Origin of the sequence: Leptolyngbya sp. 'hensonii', assembly GCF_001939115.1 — a bacterium.
GTDB lineage: Bacteria > Cyanobacteriota > Cyanobacteriia.
In genome coordinates this window covers 1-17,715 of record NZ_MQTZ01000018.1, presented here as the reverse complement: position 1 = coordinate 17,715, position 17,715 = coordinate 1, and the positions used below count along the sequence as shown (strand labels likewise).

General features: G+C 46.9%; 15 protein-coding genes and 2 CRISPR repeat arrays (1 of these 17 only partly in view). Of the genes, 11 read left to right on the top strand and 4 right to left on the bottom strand.

Going from position 1 to position 17,715, the window contains the following annotated elements:
- A CRISPR array of direct repeats spans positions 1 to 277; the repeat unit is 35 nt (it extends 999 nt beyond the left edge of the window).
- 3 nt (positions 278 to 280) lie between these two features.
- Entirely contained in the window at positions 281 to 550 is a 270-nt protein-coding gene (locus BST81_RS27360) for a hypothetical protein (RefSeq protein WP_171974685.1), read from the bottom strand.
- Positions 551 to 1,136: 586 nt separating this feature from the next.
- On the opposite strand from BST81_RS27360, the gene cas10 reads away from it, so the two are divergent.
- The 8 genes from cas10 to csx2 all read left to right on the top strand — a co-directional run bounded on the left by cas10 (position 1,137) and on the right by csx2 (position 10,413).
- Positions 1,137 to 3,506, top strand: a complete 2,370-nt coding sequence (gene cas10 / locus BST81_RS06660) for a type III-A CRISPR-associated protein Cas10/Csm1 (RefSeq protein WP_075597808.1) — start codon at positions 1,137 to 1,139, stop codon at positions 3,504 to 3,506.
- Positions 3,507 to 3,509: 3 nt separating this feature from the next.
- Positions 3,510 to 4,073, top strand: a complete 564-nt coding sequence (locus BST81_RS06655; RefSeq protein WP_075597769.1) for a Uma2 family endonuclease — start codon at positions 3,510 to 3,512, stop codon at positions 4,071 to 4,073.
- A 44-nt stretch (positions 4,074 to 4,117) separates the two neighbouring features.
- The gene (csm2, locus tag BST81_RS06650) at positions 4,118 to 4,666 is read left to right on the top strand and encodes a type III-A CRISPR-associated protein Csm2 (protein ID WP_075597768.1); all 549 of its coding nucleotides are present in this window, start codon (positions 4,118 to 4,120) and stop codon (positions 4,664 to 4,666) included.
- Between the two features lie 2 nt (positions 4,667 to 4,668).
- Entirely contained in the window at positions 4,669 to 5,667 is a 999-nt protein-coding gene (csm3, locus tag BST81_RS06645; RefSeq protein ID WP_075597767.1) for a type III-A CRISPR-associated RAMP protein Csm3, read from the top strand.
- Positions 5,668 to 5,675: 8 nt separating this feature from the next.
- The gene (gene csm4, locus BST81_RS06640) at positions 5,676 to 6,755 is read left to right on the top strand and encodes a type III-A CRISPR-associated RAMP protein Csm4 (protein ID WP_075597766.1); all 1,080 of its coding nucleotides are present in this window, start codon (positions 5,676 to 5,678) and stop codon (positions 6,753 to 6,755) included.
- A 360-nt stretch (positions 6,756 to 7,115) separates the two neighbouring features.
- Complete coding sequence (csm5, locus tag BST81_RS06630) at positions 7,116 to 8,393, top strand: type III-A CRISPR-associated RAMP protein Csm5 (protein ID WP_075597764.1); 1,278 nt, start codon at positions 7,116 to 7,118, stop codon at positions 8,391 to 8,393.
- Between the two features lie 2 nt (positions 8,394 to 8,395).
- The gene (gene cas6 / locus BST81_RS06625) at positions 8,396 to 9,166 is read left to right on the top strand and encodes a CRISPR system precrRNA processing endoribonuclease RAMP protein Cas6 (RefSeq protein ID WP_075597763.1); all 771 of its coding nucleotides are present in this window, start codon (positions 8,396 to 8,398) and stop codon (positions 9,164 to 9,166) included.
- Complete coding sequence (csx2, locus tag BST81_RS06620) at positions 9,166 to 10,413, top strand: TIGR02221 family CRISPR-associated protein (RefSeq protein ID WP_075597762.1); 1,248 nt, start codon at positions 9,166 to 9,168, stop codon at positions 10,411 to 10,413. The genes cas6 and csx2 overlap by 1 nt, the downstream gene beginning before the upstream one ends.
- Positions 10,414 to 10,846: 433 nt before the next feature.
- Here the strand turns inward: csx2 and BST81_RS06615 are convergent, their stop codons facing one another.
- On the bottom strand, positions 10,847 to 11,503 hold the full coding sequence (locus BST81_RS06615; RefSeq protein WP_075597761.1) for a Uma2 family endonuclease: 657 nt from the start codon (positions 11,501 to 11,503) through the stop codon (positions 10,847 to 10,849).
- A gap of 67 nt (positions 11,504 to 11,570) precedes the next feature.
- Positions 11,571 to 12,998 (bottom strand): TIGR03985 family CRISPR-associated protein, encoded by a 1,428-nt coding sequence (locus tag BST81_RS06610; RefSeq protein WP_253188109.1) that lies wholly within the window; start codon positions 12,996 to 12,998, stop codon positions 11,571 to 11,573.
- 99 nt (positions 12,999 to 13,097) lie between these two features.
- On the opposite strand from BST81_RS06610, the gene crn3 reads away from it, so the two are divergent.
- The gene (crn3, locus tag BST81_RS06605) at positions 13,098 to 14,042 is read left to right on the top strand and encodes a CRISPR-associated ring nuclease Crn3/Csx3 (protein WP_075597759.1); all 945 of its coding nucleotides are present in this window, start codon (positions 13,098 to 13,100) and stop codon (positions 14,040 to 14,042) included.
- 22 nt (positions 14,043 to 14,064) lie between these two features.
- Here crn3 and csx18 read toward each other — a convergent pair whose 3' ends face one another.
- Entirely contained in the window at positions 14,065 to 14,382 is a 318-nt protein-coding gene (csx18, locus tag BST81_RS06600; RefSeq protein ID WP_075597758.1) for a CRISPR-associated protein Csx18, read from the bottom strand.
- Positions 14,383 to 14,488: 106 nt separating this feature from the next.
- Between csx18 and cas1 the strand changes: the two genes are divergently transcribed.
- Positions 14,489 to 15,499: a CRISPR-associated endonuclease Cas1 gene (gene cas1, locus BST81_RS06595; protein ID WP_075597757.1), complete on the top strand. Its 1,011-nt coding sequence runs from the start codon at positions 14,489 to 14,491 to the stop codon at positions 15,497 to 15,499.
- Positions 15,496 to 15,780, top strand: a complete 285-nt coding sequence (cas2, locus tag BST81_RS06590) for a CRISPR-associated endonuclease Cas2 (protein ID WP_075597756.1) — start codon at positions 15,496 to 15,498, stop codon at positions 15,778 to 15,780. The genes cas1 and cas2 overlap by 4 nt, the downstream gene beginning before the upstream one ends.
- Positions 15,781 to 16,108: 328 nt before the next feature.
- Positions 16,109 to 17,690: a CRISPR direct-repeat array (repeat unit 37 nt; unit sequence GTCATTCCTTATCTCTTCCCCGCAAGGGGACGGAAAC).
- Between the last annotated feature and the right edge of the window lie 25 nt (positions 17,691 to 17,715).

Sequence of the window (17,715 nt, the reverse complement as noted above, 5' to 3'; positions counted from 1 at the left end):
TTCATTACCCATTCCCCGCAAGGGGACGGAAACTCCAAGAGTGCTTTTGGCACTCCTGAGTTTTCCCACCAAAGTTTCATTACCCATTCCCCGCAAGGGGACGGAAACACTTTCCGCCGAACCAATTCGGCAAACAAGCCTTGAGACAGTTTCATTACCCATTCCCCGCAAGGGGACGGAAACCTGGGACGAACGACTCAGAGACTGAGGGTGCGAAACCCACCACCACCATGAATGCCAGAGTTCCATTACCCATTCCCCGCAAGGGGACCGATAGAGGCTAATTACCAAGTTCCGCAGCGGTAGCGATTGATCCCCTCCTGGGAGGGGTGGGTCTGCCTGGACACTCAGGCAGAGCCTGGGCACGAGGGATGACTTCCACACAAGCTGTCGTGACTTCCACACAAGTTGCCATGACTTCCACACAAGCTGTCGTGACCTCCACACAAGCTGTTGTGACCTCCACACAAGTTGCCATGACTTCCACACAAGCTGTCGTGACTTCCACACAAGCTGTTGTGACCTCCACACAAGCTGTTGTGACCTCCACACAAGCTGTCGTGACTTACATTAAAGTTGAAGACATGATCATTCATCCAGGAAAGTTGTCGGCATTCTGCCCTGTTCCATTCCCCTCGAAGGAATCCGTGATTGCAATACCTAAATCCCCTCTCGGGAGGGGTGGCCCGCAGGGCCGGGGTAGGTTAACTCTGGAAGACCCCCATTCAATCAAGGGTGTAAGGTTTAAATGTACCTTCAGGCCAGAGGCTAAGGTCTTCCTGAGATGATTGTTCCCTACCATCTACCGCTCAACCGGGAAAGCCCGATGGCATGACCGTAAAATGCTCTTTTCCAGGAATGAGTAAACAACCCTTAACAAATATGGGCAAAAGTGGAAATTGATCTTGAGTTTTTCTACCAATATCGATAATTGCCATATCCTGGACAACAATTCACTTTGCTATCTCGATCGGGATAATCTACCTATTGCAGTTCTGTGGCAGAAGCTGTTTAGCTTTGCCATGGGGAGATAGGGAGATCGAGCCTGGGGTGCCTGTCTACGATCGTCAAGTCATAGGCTACGATCGGCAGAATTAAGAAGTTTGGAACGAGAAGATTTGATTGGATTCAGTGGAATGGATAAGTTATCTTCCTATCAGGCAGCGCTTCAGGTTGCACAACAGGCGATCGCTCGTCTAGCGATCTGGGTAGAGGCTCGTTTTAGCTATCAACCTGAAAATTTAGTACCAGCCGTCGATCGGGCCATGAAAATCCTGGGTTGGCAGGATGCAGAAATTGGAGCCTTATGTCTACTGTTTGACCAGGTCAGACTGCCGAAGCAAGGCGAAGAAGAGCATAAAGCAAAAATTCACTATTGCCCTGCGATCGCAATTGAAGATGCCAATCCTCCGATTCCTTACCCTCAGACTGATCTGCCCGATTTAAGTGAACTGAAGGGAAAAATCAAAACGGCCCTAGAGAGCTTGACCCAAGCAGACTGGGAAAACCTTTCCCTCCTGACTGTGTTCTTGGAGAAATATGGGTCCTTTCTCAGCTTTGGGCAGCCCGATGTGGCATTGATCGATCAGATGAGAATCACCGCTGCGATCGCAGCTGCTTTGGCAGATAATCCCGATACTGAGCAGTTGAGTCTGGTTGCTGGGGATTTATCGGGCATCCAAAAATTCATCTATACTATTTCGTCCGATGGTGCGTTAAAGTCTCTGCGTGCCCGTAGTTTCTATTTAGAGTTAGTAACAGAAGAGGTCGTTCAACAACTCTTGATCACTCTGAAGCTCCCCCGTAGCAATGTTATCTATGCTGGAGGAGGTAACTTATACCTACTAGCTCCGATACAAGGAATTCAAGGAAAAATTGATAGCGTTCGTCAAGATATCAATCAATGGTTGCGAAAAGAGTTTCAGGGTAAAGTATTTCTCGCTTTAGACCATGAAACATTTAACTTAAACATAATTGCAACGCCGGAATTTCAAAAGGTCTGGCAACAGGCGATTGATAAAGTAAATCAACGTAAGACAGTTAGGTTTTGTGAGAGTTTGCCAGTTCTCCTCCAAAAGAAAGTAAGCTACGAACCCTGCAAAGTTTGTCATCGTGATGATGAAGCTGATTTAAAGCCTCTAACAAAAGATAGTAATGTACTTGCTTGTGGCACTTGCAGGCGAATGTTCCGCTTAGGTCAGCAAATCTTACAAACGAACGCAATTATCCGAACTGAAGGCAAACCTCTTGCCCGCAGATATGTTCATTTAGTGAATCGAGAAGTTTACTATAACCTGTTTAGAAATCGAGAGGAAGCTCTTCAAACTGTTGCATCTGCATCCTTTTTACTGGTCAATAATTGGAGGATTGAAGATTATCAGACTGACCAGGGCAGCACTGCTATTCCACTCTTGCTAGGCAACTATGCACAACAGAGCGCTTTCATGGAGGAAGGTGAGGTTGAAGATGGAAAGCAAATCTTACCTGGAATTATGACAGCGGATGAGTTTGCTAATCTGGCTGAAGGCATTAACCGGGTTGGTTACCTTCGGATGGACGTGGATAAATTAGGCAAAATTTTTGCGAAAGGGCTACAAAGTTATTCTTTACCAAAATTGGCAGGTTTATCCCGTCAGATGAGCTATTTCTTCAAGGTTTATCTGAATAGTCTAGCAGACGATCGCTGGAAAAATTTTTCAAGCCAATCTGAGTCATTTAAGTTCAAATTGCTAACCACAAACGATCGTAGAAACCTATTATTTATTTATGCTGGAGGCGATGATCTTTTTGTGGCTGGCTCCTGGAATGAAGTGGTTGAGTTTGCTTTTGATGTTTATCAATCTTTCCGAGCCTATACAGGTAATCATCCAGACATAACCCTTTCTGGTGGCATCAGTCTTGAAATCCCAAAATTCCCCTTATATCAGGCTGCGGAAGAATCTGGGGAAGCAGAAGACCAGGCGAAGGGAAACGGGCGTGATAGTTTAGGGCTATTTGGTACTGCTTTTAAGTGGGACGAGTGGTTAGGGGCGACAACTCCAGATCAAGTAGATCGAGCGATTAAGCAATTAGATGATCATGCTAAGAAGCATTTAGACGCTAAAGATCAACCGCAATGGTTAGGAATCTTTCCATTTGTGAGCCAACTTCAAACGGATGAGCTATCAGACAATCAATCTCGCAGTTTTGTTCGCAATCTTCTCATTACGGCTGAAGTGCAAGAACACGCCGTTAAGGAAAAGCAACGCGAGATAGATGACTTTAAGAAAGCGCAGACTCCCAAAACGGATGAGGCTCCAAAATTGAAGCAGTTAAAGACTCAGCAACAGGAGATTCGCTACTATTTACACTTGCCTAAGATTGCTTACACTCTAGCCCGTTTGCCTAGTCGCATCAGAGATAGCGAGAGTTTTCAACCTGTTCGCACTTCGCTGAAAAGCCCCTACAATGCGCCCTACTTCCGGGCGATCGCCACCTGGATTGAACTCCTGACTCGCAGTACTTAACCTATGACATCCACACTAACGACCCCAAAACTCACCTTTGAGGAGTACCTGTCCTACAACGACGGTACAGATAATCACTATGAACTAGAGGATGGAGCACTGATTCTGATGAATCCACCTATCGGTCTTCATGCAATCATTCTCACGTTTCTCAGCAATATTTTACTGAATGAAATTAATCGGCTCCAATTTCCCTGGATACCGCTGCAATTGGTGGGCGTGAGAACATCTGTTCGTCGATCCAGACTGCCCGATCTTTGTATTGTTCCGTTAGAGCAAATGCAGCCCTATCTGAATGTTTCAGCGGTACTTGAATCAGGAGTCCTTTTAGCCGTGGAAGTGGTTAGCCCCGACTCCATCAAGCGAGACTATCGCTTCAAACGAGCTGAATATGCCTCCTTTGGCATTCCTGAATACTGGATTGTCGATCCGGCAGAGCAGAAAATCACGATTCTTCAACTGGTAGACGGTCTGTATGAGGGGCAGGAATATCGGGGCAGCGATCGGATTGAGTCTCAAATTTTCCCCGAACTGGCTCTGACTCTTGATCAGGTTTTGCAAGTGTAATTTTCTACGCGCCCACTTGAATTAATCACTTAGACATCACATTTATGACACAACCACTCAACCGACCTACAAGATCTTCTCCGCAAATTCATCAGAAACAGTCGCTTGGATCAAATCAAAGTGTTCAACAAAAACCAGAATCTGTTGAGCAAAGTGATGAGGTTACAAATATCACAAGTGAAATTCAGACAACTATTAAAAAATTAGAGTCTGGATTACATCAATATCAAGTCCGTACGCTTGTTGAACAAGCCAGAAAATTTGGCATACACCTTAAAAAACATGAGTTAAAAACTAATCATCTGCGAAGATTTCTAGATGCAGTGAAACAAATTGAAGCTCGATTGAATCGAGGAGATGAGTTTTCCATAGTAGATAATGATATTGCTTTTCTTCAACCCCAACTGGCTTATGCTGCTGCTCGAAAACGAGAGGAGATGAAAAAAAAGGATAAGGTCAATCCCGCCAAAGAATTTAGTGATGTTATCACTGTTGCAATTAAAGAGAAAGTGAAATCACCGAAGGATTTTGAGAGGCTAGTTCAATTGGTTGAAGCGATTATTGCTTATCACAAAGAGGCAGGTGGAGAGTGATTATGATGATGCAACAAAAATTTCTGTTAGGAAAACTCTTTATCAAAGGTGAGTTAGTTGTTGAAACTGGCTTACACATTGGTGGAGGTGGTGAAAACCTTGATATTGGTGGACTAGATAAACCTGTAATTCGAGATCCTTTGACTCGTCAGCCGTATATTCCTGGTTCCTCCCTTAAGGGAAAGCTCAGATCAATCCTGGAGCGATTAGAGGGAAAACCTATAAATCGCAAAGGAGGTTCAGGGACTTACCGCTACGAGAGTGACGATTTGGAAGATGGTTACACAGAACTCGGACAAAATACTGCACCCATTAAATTTACTGGTGCTCGAAATTGCCCTGTCAGCAGAGTTTTTGGTTCTACAGGAAATAACTGCTGGCTTAAAACTTCTATCATTGATTCAGAGGGTTTAGATCGCGTTAATGACCTTCGTAAGCTTCCCCGTACTGACTTAGAAGAGAGTGGTGAAGAATTCTCTTACGCTAAAGGACGAAATTCACCTGCTCATTTGATTGTTCGGGATTGTCATCTCTTGAATGCTTCCAGACTTGAGAAAATTGATACTGGGCTTTACATGACTGAATGGAAGTTTGAGAACGGTTTGGATCGAATTACAGCAGCAGCAAATCCAAGACAAATAGAACGTGTTCCTAAAGGAGCTAGATTTGACTTTGAAATGGTTTATACCGTTGAAAGTGAAAATAAATCAGCGGAAGATGTTGCCAAGTCTTTAAATGATGCTCGAACGGATCTGAAGAACTTATTGCAAGCAATTTTTATTTTAGAGGATGATGCATTAGGTGGTCATGGTTCTCGTGGTTACGGTAAAGTCAGTTTTGAGAACTTACTATTTCACTATCGAGATTATCGACTCGTATCCTCTAATCAGAACACTATACTAGTTTTGCCTTCTCATAACGCTTTAGAAGCTCCAATTGAGAATACTTCTAAATTGCCTGAAAAATTCAATGAAATTCAAGATCTACTGCCAACTGTTTGAGGTAGGCGATGAAAAGGTGGAAAATAGTAAAACTCAAGTTTGGGCAAAATCCAGTTCATTTTGGTGAGTTAGGGATTGGCCTGGAAGAAACCAGCGAACGGGTCCGATCGGATACCCTGTTCAGTGCCCTGATCACCATCTATGCTCGCCTGGGATATCCTGTTGAGAACCTGCTCGATCGCTTCCAGACTGAAGCAGAACCTCCCTTTCGCCTCAGTTCCACCTTTATCTATCGTGAAGTCAACAACCAATCCATTTACTATCTTCCTCGTCCAGTGGCTTTGCCCAAAAACTATCCCGCTGGAGAGGATGATATGGATTTTGCCAAAACCTTCAAAGGTCTGAAGTTTTTACCCTTAGAAATTTGGCAAAAATGGTACCAAGGTGAGGGTTTTACAGCCAGAGATCGTTGCCAACTGATAGCTAAAACTAAGAAGAATGATAGTGGATTTAAGGGCCAGACCTTAGACCAGGCTGGAACATTTGATTATGGCAAAGCTTTTGAAAAACATAAGCTGCCCAAGGTCGCGATCGATCGTACAACCAGCGCAACCAACTTCTACCACACAGGGTTTGTCCATTATCAATCAGAACAAAATGGCAACAGGGTTAAAAGCCTTTCAGGGCTTTATTTTCTCCTCCATCTTCCTGAAGCAAATTCAGCTCTGGAGGAAGAACTTCACACGACACTGAATTTCCTGGGCGAAGAAGGATTAGGTGGAGAGCGATCAAGCGGAGCAGGGCGATTTGAGGCGGAATGGCTGGATCTTCCCTCCCAGTGGAATGATCTAATCACCATTCCTGAAGCGAATCGCCACAGTCTACTCAGTGTCTTTTGGGATGATGCAATTACAGCTAAAAGCAGTTTGTTTCAAGAAGCCAGTTACGAATTGCAGGAGCGAGGCGGATGGATTACTTCTCCCTTCTCAGGTCGGCAACAACGACGAAAATCTGTCCAAATGTTTGTGGAGGGGTCTGTTTTCTCAGACAAACCCCAGGGCAAACTCGCTGATGTTACGCCTGAGAATTTCAATACCCACAAGATCTACCGCAGTGGAATTGCTGTAAGTTTGCCAGTTAAAGCGTGAAAAAACATCTAATTGACTTCGCGAGGGGGGAAATATGACTTATCAATATTCCATTAACCAGCTTCAAAGCCAGTTTGACAAAATTCAAACTGAAATTCAACTGGGAAATACAATTGAATTAACCCACCTTGGTCAGCGAATTGCAGTTTTGATTTCTACTGAAAACTACGATCTCTGGATCAGAAAAAAACCTAACCTTTGGGAAGCAGTACGAGTGCATGATTGGTCTCGCAATGGGACGAACACCTCCCTTTGTAGATGGGCAAATTGCTGCGATCTCTAAAACAAATCAGTTGGTCCTGGTAACAGATAACGTTTCAGATTATCAAAACTTTGCTGGCCTTCAAGTTGAGAACTGGTATGACCCAAGCCCCTGATTTTGTCCTCACCAAACCAGATGTTTATAAGACTTGTCGAATTCAACTGACCAGTCCCATTTTGCATATTGGGTCAGCCGTATCGAAGTTAAATCCCTTTGAATGTGTGCAAACGGGACGGCGAGTTTATCTTCCTGATCAAAATGCCCTGGCCAGGGCATTAAAAGAACGGGGACGCTTGGATGATTTCATTCAGCGAGTTGAAGACCGGGGAGACATTACATCCCTGTTGGAAGATACCTTTGGCGATCGCTGGCAAACTGCCCTCACCAGTGAGGGTGATCGTCTCTTCCCCGAACACTTGATTAGCGCCAAGTGGACAGGAGAGAAGATTACCGAATTGCGTCCGATGATTCGCAATGGTTTGGGGCAGCTTTATATTCCTGGCTCTTCCCTTAAAGGGGCTATACGAACAGCGATCGCCTACTACCTGCTCAAGCATGCTGAGCGATTTAACGTCCCGCAACAGAATCAAATCAGTGCCATCGAAAGCCGACTCCGCAAAAGCATGGGGGAACTCAGACACCGGGCTAAATTTACAGACGATAGCTTATTTATGAACCGGCTCTTTGCTGACTTTGATCTCATCTATCAGGGAAAACCCGTTTCTGCCAGAGAAGGTCCGAATACAGATTTTATGCGGGCAGTTCATGTGACTGACTCAGATCCTTTAATCGAACAGGAAATTGTCAACAAAAGAGGCCAAAAGGGTGCGATTAATCAAGCCATTACAACGGAAGTAATTGTCTCCAGCCACTTTCCTGATTGGAAAGCCAAGTATAGAGCCTCGATCTATACAGAAATGGTTCGATTAGCGCAAACCCAATTTACGATTACCCTCGACGAAACCATGCTCTCTTGGTTTCGTCATAGTCAGAGGATGACCCTGCCCTTTCAGACGATCGAGGATCTGCTCAAGATTTGCCAGGAATTTGCCCAAGACCAATGGGATCACGAGCACTATTATTGGCAGGAAGTGAAGAATAATCCCAATGCGCAGGGGAAAAATCTTGATTTCAGCGACATTCGAACATTGTATGAACCGGAGCAATGTCCTTTTAGCCTACGGGTCGGCTGGGCCAGTGGCATGGCCGGAACTACCGTTAACCTGTTACTGGACGATAACTTGAGAATGGAAATCCGAGATACCTGTGGCCTTAAAGCTCCTGGTTTTGAGGCTCCCAAGTCTCGCCGCACAGTTGTAGGCTCCAGTGGCGCAATTAAGTTTGTCCCAGGCTGGGTCAAGTTTAAGGTAGTGTAGTCATGCTGATTCGATCGACCTGGACTTTGACTGTGCCTGAGCCTGTTGCCTTACCCCGGTCCTATGGCATGGAACTGGTGAAGGAATTGCATCGCCGCATGGGGCTTGAACTCGGCAATGAAGCCATTCCAACCACAACTTATTCTGGCATTTTAGGTCACTGGTTTGCCTCAAGAGACTTCCTGACTTTTCACCCAGAAGAATTTTACCAGCTCTCTCTATCAGGTCTCCAAGAACCGGCTTCAAAGGCGATCGCTAATCTCCAACTCTCCTCAACGCTGGAATTTCTGGGAGCTGCTTTCTCCATTGTTAACCGAGAAGATGAGGTTACCAGCTATGAAAGTCTTTATCACCAGTTAGTCGCTGCCGAACCAGAACCTGTGCGGCGGTTCGACCTCAAGTTTCTCACCCCCACCGCATTCGCCCAGAACCGTACCTATCTCCCTTTACCCGTTCCAACTCTAATGTTCCGCAGTTGGTTGGAACGCTGGAACCACTTTGCACCCGTATATCTAGGGAGTGAGGATCTGATCGGGTATCTGGGAGAGGCGATCGTCCTCAGTCACCATAGAATTCAAACCTATTCGACCCAAATTCACCAAGGGCAGGTGACCGGTTTCAAAGGTGACGTGACGCTGAGGGTGCGAGGCCAGATTGATCCGCTGCTAGCAAATGTGGCTAACTTGTTGGTGCAATATGCTCAGTTTAGTGGAACAGGCATTAAAACCCGCTTAGGAATGGGACAAACTTTACTAATTAAAGGTGATTCATAATGGCTAAAATTTTAATTGCTTCTCTGGGCACTGGGTCTGTCACGAAAGATGGTGATTCACTCAGACAGTATAGAAAAGCAACCTACAAAATAGGTGAAGAGCTTTACGAAGAAACATTTATCGCTTCTGCTCTTTATCAGAATCTTAAGCTGGATAGAATCATTTTCATAGGAACCGTAAAATCAATGTGGGAAGAAGTATACCGCTTCTTTTGTAAGGCAAAAAGAGTGCCCTTTGATGAAGATTATTACTGGGAACTTGTAGAAAAAATTGAAGCTTTAAACTACCAAAGCTCTCTAGATTCTTTGGATTTGTCAGAGCTTAATAAGGTCCTTGGAGGTGAGTCTAAATGCGTATTGACTAAATATGGATTAAATCAAGAGGAATTATGGATAAACTTTGAAAGAATTAGTCAAAGTCTAAGTGATCTTGAAGAAAATGATCAATTATACATTGATATCACACACTCCTTTCGTTCTCTCCCGATCCTTCAATTTCTAACAATTACATTTATTAATGATTTATTGTCTGAAAAAAAGATTGAAATTGCAGGTATTTACTATGGAATGCTTGAGGTATCTAGAGAACTAGAGAATATAACACCGATAGTAGATTTAAAACCTCTCTTTGAGATTACTACCTGGATAAAGGGTGCTTATAATCTCAAGAATTATGGGAATGGTGAGTTGATCGCTGAATTGTTATGCCAACAGAATGAGGAATTGTTGGCAAAACGTATTCATGCTTTATCTGATGCAATTCAAATTAACTACGTGCCGGATATTAAACAAAAGAGTTCAGATTTAAAATCTACCCTTTCTGAAACCGTTTCTGAAGGACCATTTAAATATGTAAGATCAATTCTTGAAAATTTTGTCAATAGATTTTCAAGGAGTTCTCTCAGTGAGAGTCAATTTCAGCTAGAACTTGCAGATTGGTATTTCCAGAATAAACGTTATTCAACTGGCTATATAACACTTGCTGAAGCAGTAATTACCTATGTTTGCGAAGTTCAGGGAAGGGATCCTAAAAATAAAGATTGCCGTGAAGAAATGAAAGAATTTCTATGCAAACATAATCAGTCAACATCTCTTTATAAGGTGTTTAATAAGGTAAACAGCATTCGCAGGGGTGTTGCTCATGCCCTCTTAGAAGGTAGAACAGAAAATCTCAAGCAAGCTATTGAAGAAGCCAATAACTATCAATTAAAAATTCGCCGAATTTTTTCGAAGGGAACTCTAAACTAATCAATTGATGTAAAATCATTTTTCCTTTATTTGGAAAATTAGATATGACCAACCCGATCGCAGAAATTGTCCGTAATGGCATCCTGTTTGACATCAAAAACTGGGAGAAAAGTATGCCCAATGTCGATCGCTTACCAGAGGAGTAGCGTGCATACCAGCATCGAGTACATCCCACTGGTGTAGCCCTATCCCCTACCGTGCATACATAATCCCCTCTTGAGAGGGGTAGAGGTGGGTTCAACGCTCCTGCTCCCGTTCCTAGACCCACCCCGGCCCTGCGGGCCACCCCTCCCGAGAGGGGATTTCACGCGAGTCTGCTGACTTGGGATGGGCGAGATCGGTATCACCTGACGATCGACGATACTCCTCCTCCCCAACTCCCCCTTTTAGAGGCAGATCGTCATTGGGCAATGGAACTACTCAGTCGTCACCCTTAGCCCTTTCTCTCTAACTCCTCCCTCACCCAAGTCCGGAACGCCCGCATGACCTGATTTCGTCCGATCGCTCGACTTTGCTCAACATATTGTGGAATCACCGCTGGCAGTCGCCATCCGGGTGCAGTCGGGCTATCCTCTACTTCAATATAGCGACCTGACTGGAGAACATAGACTTGAATCAGATCGCCATCCCGTCTCCATAATTCGGGTACACCCAAAGCTGCATAGATATCTGGATGGGTGCGAGAGGTAATATCAACTTCGAGAGCTAAGTCAGGAGGTGGATCGATCGCTAAATCAAGGCATTTTTTGCCCCGTATCGGCAATTCGTTTTGAATATAAAAGCATTGATCTGGCTCAATCCCTTGCCGCATAGTTTTGTTTTTGAAGGTGGTTGATCCCAACGTCAAAAACTCAATCTCCAACTCTTCCAGAAACACTTTCAGCAAGTCACTGATGATTTCCTTGTCAAATTCATGGACCGGTAACGGAGCCATAATCTCCAAAATTCCATTGCTGTAAGCGATCTTCGTGGAGCGATGTTCCCCCAATTCCTCCAGAACCGCCTCAAATTTCTCCCAATCAATGCCTTGCAACAGGACTCGTTGCCCCGGTGGAACCTGAATCAGCCGAATCGGAATTTGGACGACCATAATCGCTGCCTGACAAGGATTGGTGTTTCTCGGTCTGGTTACCTTTAATCTTAAGGTAGGGACATCCTCAAGTTAAATCCTGATAGTGGGCTAGCTCTTGAGTCGCTTCCTCAGCCATTTGCTGACGGAGAGAGCAGGGAGCTAACACCTCTCCATTTGGTCGCCAATCCCGCAGGCGCATGGTCACATTGATATCCCCAATGCGAACCCAGGCATGGTAATAGGCATCTTTCGCCGATCGTTGCTGCAATAGTGCCAGAATTTGTTGCTGTTCTGGCTCTGGCACATGCTCCCGTTGCAGTAAAGCGGGAATCTTTTTGTAGGCGATCGAGCGAAAAGTCTCATGCCGCACCGTATCTTCAACGTACCCGTGAGCAAAGGCTCTGGGAAAGCGCAACAGCAGCAGTTCACGGCGCAGGTAAAAGTTAAATCCCCAGGCTTGTCGTAATTGTTCTCGCACATAGTCTGGGGTATAGAGCTGGCCTGCATGCCACAGATCCTTGAGGGCTTTGGGTACTAGCGGATCACCCCAGGGGAGGATTCTCAAGCGATCGGACACAATTCGATCAAGGCGATAATTGTGCCAGCCGATCTGACCTTCCGGGTCCAGCCCATAGGCACTCAAGTACTTCGCCCGTCGCACATAGTGAATGCAAACTGGATGCACAATTACCTGCACCTGTTTCTGTGCTCTCGCCATGAAATATTCAAAAGTGATCACCCCACCTTCTCCCTTGCGCCAGAGCTGTGTTAATTGATCCTGATAGGTATCGACCCGGTCTTGAGTGTCTGGGAACAGAATGTATTCCAGCTCCAGAAAGATTCGCTGTGTCGGTTCTTGCTCCAGTCGAGACATTGGTGGATCTGCCTTTGTTGCCTGATCCCAGAGAGCCTGAATTGTGGGTTCTAGATTGGGTTGCATGAAACTGACAGATTCCAAGGCCCGCAGCAAATCCCAGGTTTCGGATGAGGAGAGTCGGGCTAATTCAGGAGCTGTTTCAACTTCTGTTGGAGGTTCGGGCCAGTGAGCAGGGATCTGACACAAATAGCTGCCCCGATCTGAGGATTGCAACCAGCCTAATTTAGCCAGCAGTTTGAGATCCTCTCGCAACGATCGATGCACCGTGGCAAAGGGATACAGTTGCAACTGCCCCTGCAGTTCTGCCATGGAAAGACCAGTCAGGTGGATCATCTCTTCCAACCACCGAGGTTCAGAAGGAATGAGATGAGTCCCTGAAAGCCATGCTTGCATCGTTTGATGACAGGCACAGCTCGGATCAGTACAGGTCGAAGTGATGACCTCAATACTCAGGTTGTCACTCTGCTTATGGGTGGGAGCAAATAAACGATCGCGCAGATCGGGATAGGAAAAGGGTTGGGGCAATTGTATCGCCCAGTTCCAGGTTGGCCCGTAGAGGTGGCTCAACAATACCCACAGGCGAACGGTTCGTTGCAACCGATTGCCCAGTTGCCCAGCACTCAACCACTGCAACACCTGTGGACTGGGTGGATAAATGAACCCCGGATGCCCCAATTGGAAGTCCCCTATTCAAGCTGCTGCGATAATACCATAAGACCTTTCGAGACCCAACGTATGATGGACAAGAATCAGTCAGGGGTTTTGCTCCACCTAACACCACGTCAAACAGCTCAGGGCCTGCAGTATCAATGGTTGGAGATTGAGCTGACTCGTAGCGATCGCATCATCGAACCACAGGCTCTGGAAGACTTGCGCTTACCCGCAGGGATTGATACGACAGGAGGAGTCGTCATCTCTGGGCGTGCCCCCATCTGGCTGTACAGCTACCTGGTGCACGAGCTACATCCTACGGCCTGGGTCGCCTGCTATGACCCGCGATTGGGCGCTGTGGTCGTTTCAACCCATTCTCGTCTGGCTCGGATTGGGCAGGTCATTCCGATTGAACCCACGGGCGATCGCCTTCGCCCCCATGCCCTCTGTCCGGCCCTGTTGGTGGTGGGTCCTCCAGACAGTGGCAAGACCGTATTTTCTCATAGCCTGTTCCAGGCGTTGCTGCCCCAGTATCCGGATGTGTATCTGCAACGGGCGCAATGGGATGGAGAGGGAAACTACATCCTGGAACTGGGACCTGAACTCACTGAACCAGAACGGGAGGTCTTCAAAGCCATCAACCGGGGCCAGTTCACAGAACGCTTTTTTCCCTACCAGGCTCAGGCGATTTTAAGGTTGCGACGGCAGAAGCGGTTGGTGATTGTGGATGTAGGAGGGATGGTACAACCAGAAAAGCAACCACTTCTGGAAGCCTGTTCCCATTATCTGATTATCAGTTCAAAGCCGGAGGCGATCGCGCCCTGGCATGAGTTCTGCCGTGATCGGGGCAATCTGAAGCCTGTCGCAGTGTTACGGAGTACGCTGGAGGACTGTACAGTAGTTCATCAACAGGAACCCTATCTGGATATGACCTGTGGCCCTTGGGTTCATGGAAAGGCCCCAACAATGCCCGATCTTCTCATGAGCCGTATTGTTGGGTTATTGGGAACAAGCAGCGCTGTCTGTTGATCTAGAATCGGAAGATCAGTCGTTAATCGGGCAAGTTGCGTCTTTGATCCGTGGGTAAAACCTGGGGATTCACGGACCTCTGTTCTGAGGTTCCCAAGTCCGATCGCCGGGTGTTACTCAGGAAAGCATCCCAACTTTCTACATTCATTAAGGCCAGCAGCGCCCGATCGCACAAACTACCCACTAACCAACTGCTCAGGAATACCAGAGCCGTACAGGTGATCACGGCAAATAATCCTAGGGGCGCAATAATCAAAATCACCCAGGTGATTCCTGCATTAGCCAGGGCTACAACCCAGGTTCGATATCGGATCACTTGACGAGCCAAAGGATCAGACATCCGGTTGTCCTCCAATTTGAATCACTTCTAATGATGCATAGCAAGAATATTTTCTATCATAATAAAAAACTCAACTTTGTGCTCCTGGTAATATCTATTTATACGAATGACCACCCTTTATCTCACAGAGCCTGGAACTGTCGTTCGCTTTCAAAATGAAGCTCTGCTTATTTGCAAGCAGGGGCAAACTCGGACGTTGCGCGTCGCTGAATTAACATTGGTGGTCGTGTTACCAGGGGTACAATTAACCAGTGTGGTCATTGCAGAATTGCTGGATCGAGGGATTGAAACCATTTTCCTGCGTCAGGATGGTCAGTTTCGGGGCAGGCTGCAAGGCCACTTCGCCACAAATCCAACGATTCGTTTGGCCCAGTACCGGATGGTTGAGACCACCTTTGGGCTGGCTCTGGCCCACAAATTAGTAGAGGGCAAGGTTCGGAATCAGCGAGTTTTGCTGCAACGCCATAATCGGAAAACCCAGGGGCAGGTTTCTGAGCTGGTGGAGGCGATCGATACGATCGCAGCTTACTTACCTCGTCTTCACAACAGTTCAGCGCCCCTCAGTCGGGATGAGTTGATGGGCATTGAAGGCATTTGTGCCCGGACCTATTACCAGGCATTGCGTCACTACTTTCCGGCTATATGGCGTTTTTCGGGCCGCAATCGCCAACCCCCTCTGGATCCGATCAATGCGCTCTTAAGTTGGGGCTATGGCGTTCTACTGGCCAGGGTATTTTCAGCCTCAGTGCAGGCTGGGCTGGACCCCTATCTGGGGTTCTTTCATGCGATCGAGCCCTATCGTCCCAACCTGGTTCTGGATTTGATGGAGGAGTTTAGACCTATCGTGGTAGATCAGGCCGTGATTACGCTGGTCCAGTCGGATGTTTTGGATCTGGCTGATTTTGAACCTTCTCCCGATGGGGTTGGGATCTGGTTGGGCAGTACGGCTAAAAAACTGTTTTTGGGTGAACTGGAAAAGCAGTTACGCCAACCTCTTCTCTACCCACCTCAGAATCGCCGCTTAAGCTTGAGTCAGATTTTGTTGGAGCAGGCTCGTTGTTTGGGGCGCTGTTTGATCGATCGAGGGCTGAATTATGAGGCGTTTGTTCTAAAATGACGGCGCTCTGGTTAGTCTGTTACGATGTGACCGATGATAAACGTCGTCAGCGGCTGGTTAAGCGTCTGGAGCAGCGATGTCAGCGGGTTCAATATTCGGTGTTTGAGTGTCCCCTGGATGAACCAACGCTAGCGCAACTCCTGGAGAATTCCTGGCTCCCTGTACTAAAGTTGAGTGAAGATAGCCTGCGGGCTTATCCTCTGGATGCGATCGCCCGCGATCGGACTAAGGTCTATGGCAGTCCGCCTCCCTATGAGCCTCCAGATTACATAGTTTTGTAACTTGTCTTGGAAGGGAATTCAGGGGCATCGTTTGGGGAGAAATGGGTGAGCCCAGGGTTTGGGCAATTGTAAAAGAATATGAAGACACTTGCTATTTTGTCGGATCAAGTTAGCACAAGCTTTAGTGAGTAAAATAGAGTAATTAGGAGTTTAAGTATATTTTTAGGCTTGATGGGTTAGAGAGAAGCTATTATTTTCTCAAACAGCTTTTTTTTCGGGAAGTTATCCACGCTCTTACTAAGATGTATCTTTTTGTTAAATCGAACATCCGTACTTTGGTGGAATTGCACCTTGAAAATAAAATAGTGAAAGGTTTCTAGAAGGTAGGGTCATTCCTTATCTCTTCCCCGCAAGGGGACGGAAACAATGCAGTGGTGTAAACACTCCATTGCAGCGCTTACCATGTAGTCATTCCTTATCTCTTCCCCGCAAGGGGACGGAAACACGATCGTGGTATGGCCCACACCGGCACGATAGCGATAGTGTCATTCCTTATCTCTTCCCCGCAAGGGGACGGAAACCCGATCGCGTCGTTTCTGGTTATAAGCTTTCTCTCCAGTCATTCCTTATCTCTTCCCCGCAAGGGGACGGAAACCAACCCCTTGTACTCCCGGTAGTGAATCACCCGGCGATCGCTCGTCATTCCTTATCTCTTCCCCGCAAGGGGACGGAAACTTTGACTGGCCTGTGCTGGACAACGTTCGGTGGGGTGTTGTGTCATTCCTTATCTCTTCCCCGCAAGGGGACGGAAACGCGAAGAACTACGCTCAGAACCAGTTGGGTCAAAGGCTGGTCATTCCTTATCTCTTCCCCGCAAGGGGACGGAAACTTCCAGGCTGCCTTCACTCCGGTCCAGGCTTCCTGTCCAATTAGGTCATTCCTTATCTCTTCCCCGCAAGGGGACGGAAACGATCTACGATAACTGTTGTAATAGCAGGGAACCCGGCTTCAATCCGGGTCATTCCTTATCTCTTCCCCGCAAGGGGACGGAAACTCTACTCCTGAACCAGATACTGAAATTCTATTTGTAGTTCCTAGGTCATTCCTTATCTCTTCCCCGCAAGGGGACGGAAACGCAAAATAGATACGGAACCGCAATATTCTCCACTGAGGAGATGGTCATTCCTTATCTCTTCCCCGCAAGGGGACGGAAACGTGAAAGCAGCGGGTGGTGTAAACCCGGCTGCAGCACCAGTCATTCCTTATCTCTTCCCCGCAAGGGGACGGAAACGTTGGATTCTGGCCGCTCCATTACCGCTTACGGGGCAACCTCGTCATTCCTTATCTCTTCCCCGCAAGGGGACGGAAACTTGATTGCTGCCTATGGTGGCTCCGCCCCCGCCAATACCGTCATTCCTTATCTCTTCCCCGCAAGGGGACGGAAACCCCCAGAATCAGACAAGAAATTGAGCAAAGCCGAGTTTGGTCATTCCTTATCTCTTCCCCGCAAGGGGACGGAAACACTCCAATAAAGAGCGGAAGGCCGCGTATGCAGTTGCGAGTCATTCCTTATCTCTTCCCCGCAAGGGGACGGAAACCACCTTTGATTGCAGAGTAAAATCCACGGCATATTCGCGTCATTCCTTATCTCTTCCCCGCAAGGGGACGGAAACAGTTCACTCCAGACGACCCGAATTGTCAGTCGGGAGCTGTCATTCCTTATCTCTTCCCCGCAAGGGGACGGAAACCTTGGCGCTTGGATTTTGCAACGTCGGCGCTAATTCGTGTCATTCCTTATCTCTTCCCCGCAAGGGGACGGAAACACCACCAGAAGGGTGGACGCCGTGTTGCGACTACGGGTCATTCCTTATCTCTTCCCCGCAAGGGGACGGAAACTGTGTCTGCGTCAATCGACTTGGCGTAGTACAGAGTTGTCATTCCTTATCTCTTCCCCGCAAGGGGACGGAAACTACTACCAGTTATGCAGCCAAGGCG

Bases quoted from the DNA above. Each gene is read 5' to 3' on its own strand.
- csx18 (WP_075597758.1), bottom strand. From the start codon at position 14,382: ATGTCTGATCCTTTGGCTCGTCAAGTGATCCGATATCGAACCTGGGTT.
- cas10 (WP_075597808.1), top strand. From the start codon at position 1,137: ATGGATAAGTTATCTTCCTATCAGGCAGCGCTTCAGGTTGCACAACAG.
- csm3 (WP_075597767.1), top strand. From the start codon at position 4,669: ATGATGATGCAACAAAAATTTCTGTTAGGAAAACTCTTTATCAAAGGT.
- cas2 (WP_075597756.1), top strand. From the start codon at position 15,496: ATGACGGCGCTCTGGTTAGTCTGTTACGATGTGACCGATGATAAACGT.
- cas6 (WP_075597763.1), top strand. From the start codon at position 8,396: ATGCTGATTCGATCGACCTGGACTTTGACTGTGCCTGAGCCTGTTGCC.
- cas1 (WP_075597757.1), top strand. From the start codon at position 14,489: ATGACCACCCTTTATCTCACAGAGCCTGGAACTGTCGTTCGCTTTCAA.
- BST81_RS06615 (WP_075597761.1), bottom strand. From the start codon at position 11,503: ATGGTCGTCCAAATTCCGATTCGGCTGATTCAGGTTCCACCGGGGCAA.
- csx2 (WP_075597762.1), top strand. From the start codon at position 9,166: ATGGCTAAAATTTTAATTGCTTCTCTGGGCACTGGGTCTGTCACGAAA.
- csm5 (WP_075597764.1), top strand. From the start codon at position 7,116: ATGACCCAAGCCCCTGATTTTGTCCTCACCAAACCAGATGTTTATAAG.
- csm4 (WP_075597766.1), top strand. From the start codon at position 5,676: ATGAAAAGGTGGAAAATAGTAAAACTCAAGTTTGGGCAAAATCCAGTT.
- BST81_RS06655 (WP_075597769.1), top strand. From the start codon at position 3,510: ATGACATCCACACTAACGACCCCAAAACTCACCTTTGAGGAGTACCTG.
- crn3 (WP_075597759.1), top strand. From the start codon at position 13,098: ATGATGGACAAGAATCAGTCAGGGGTTTTGCTCCACCTAACACCACGT.
- csm2 (WP_075597768.1), top strand. From the start codon at position 4,118: ATGACACAACCACTCAACCGACCTACAAGATCTTCTCCGCAAATTCAT.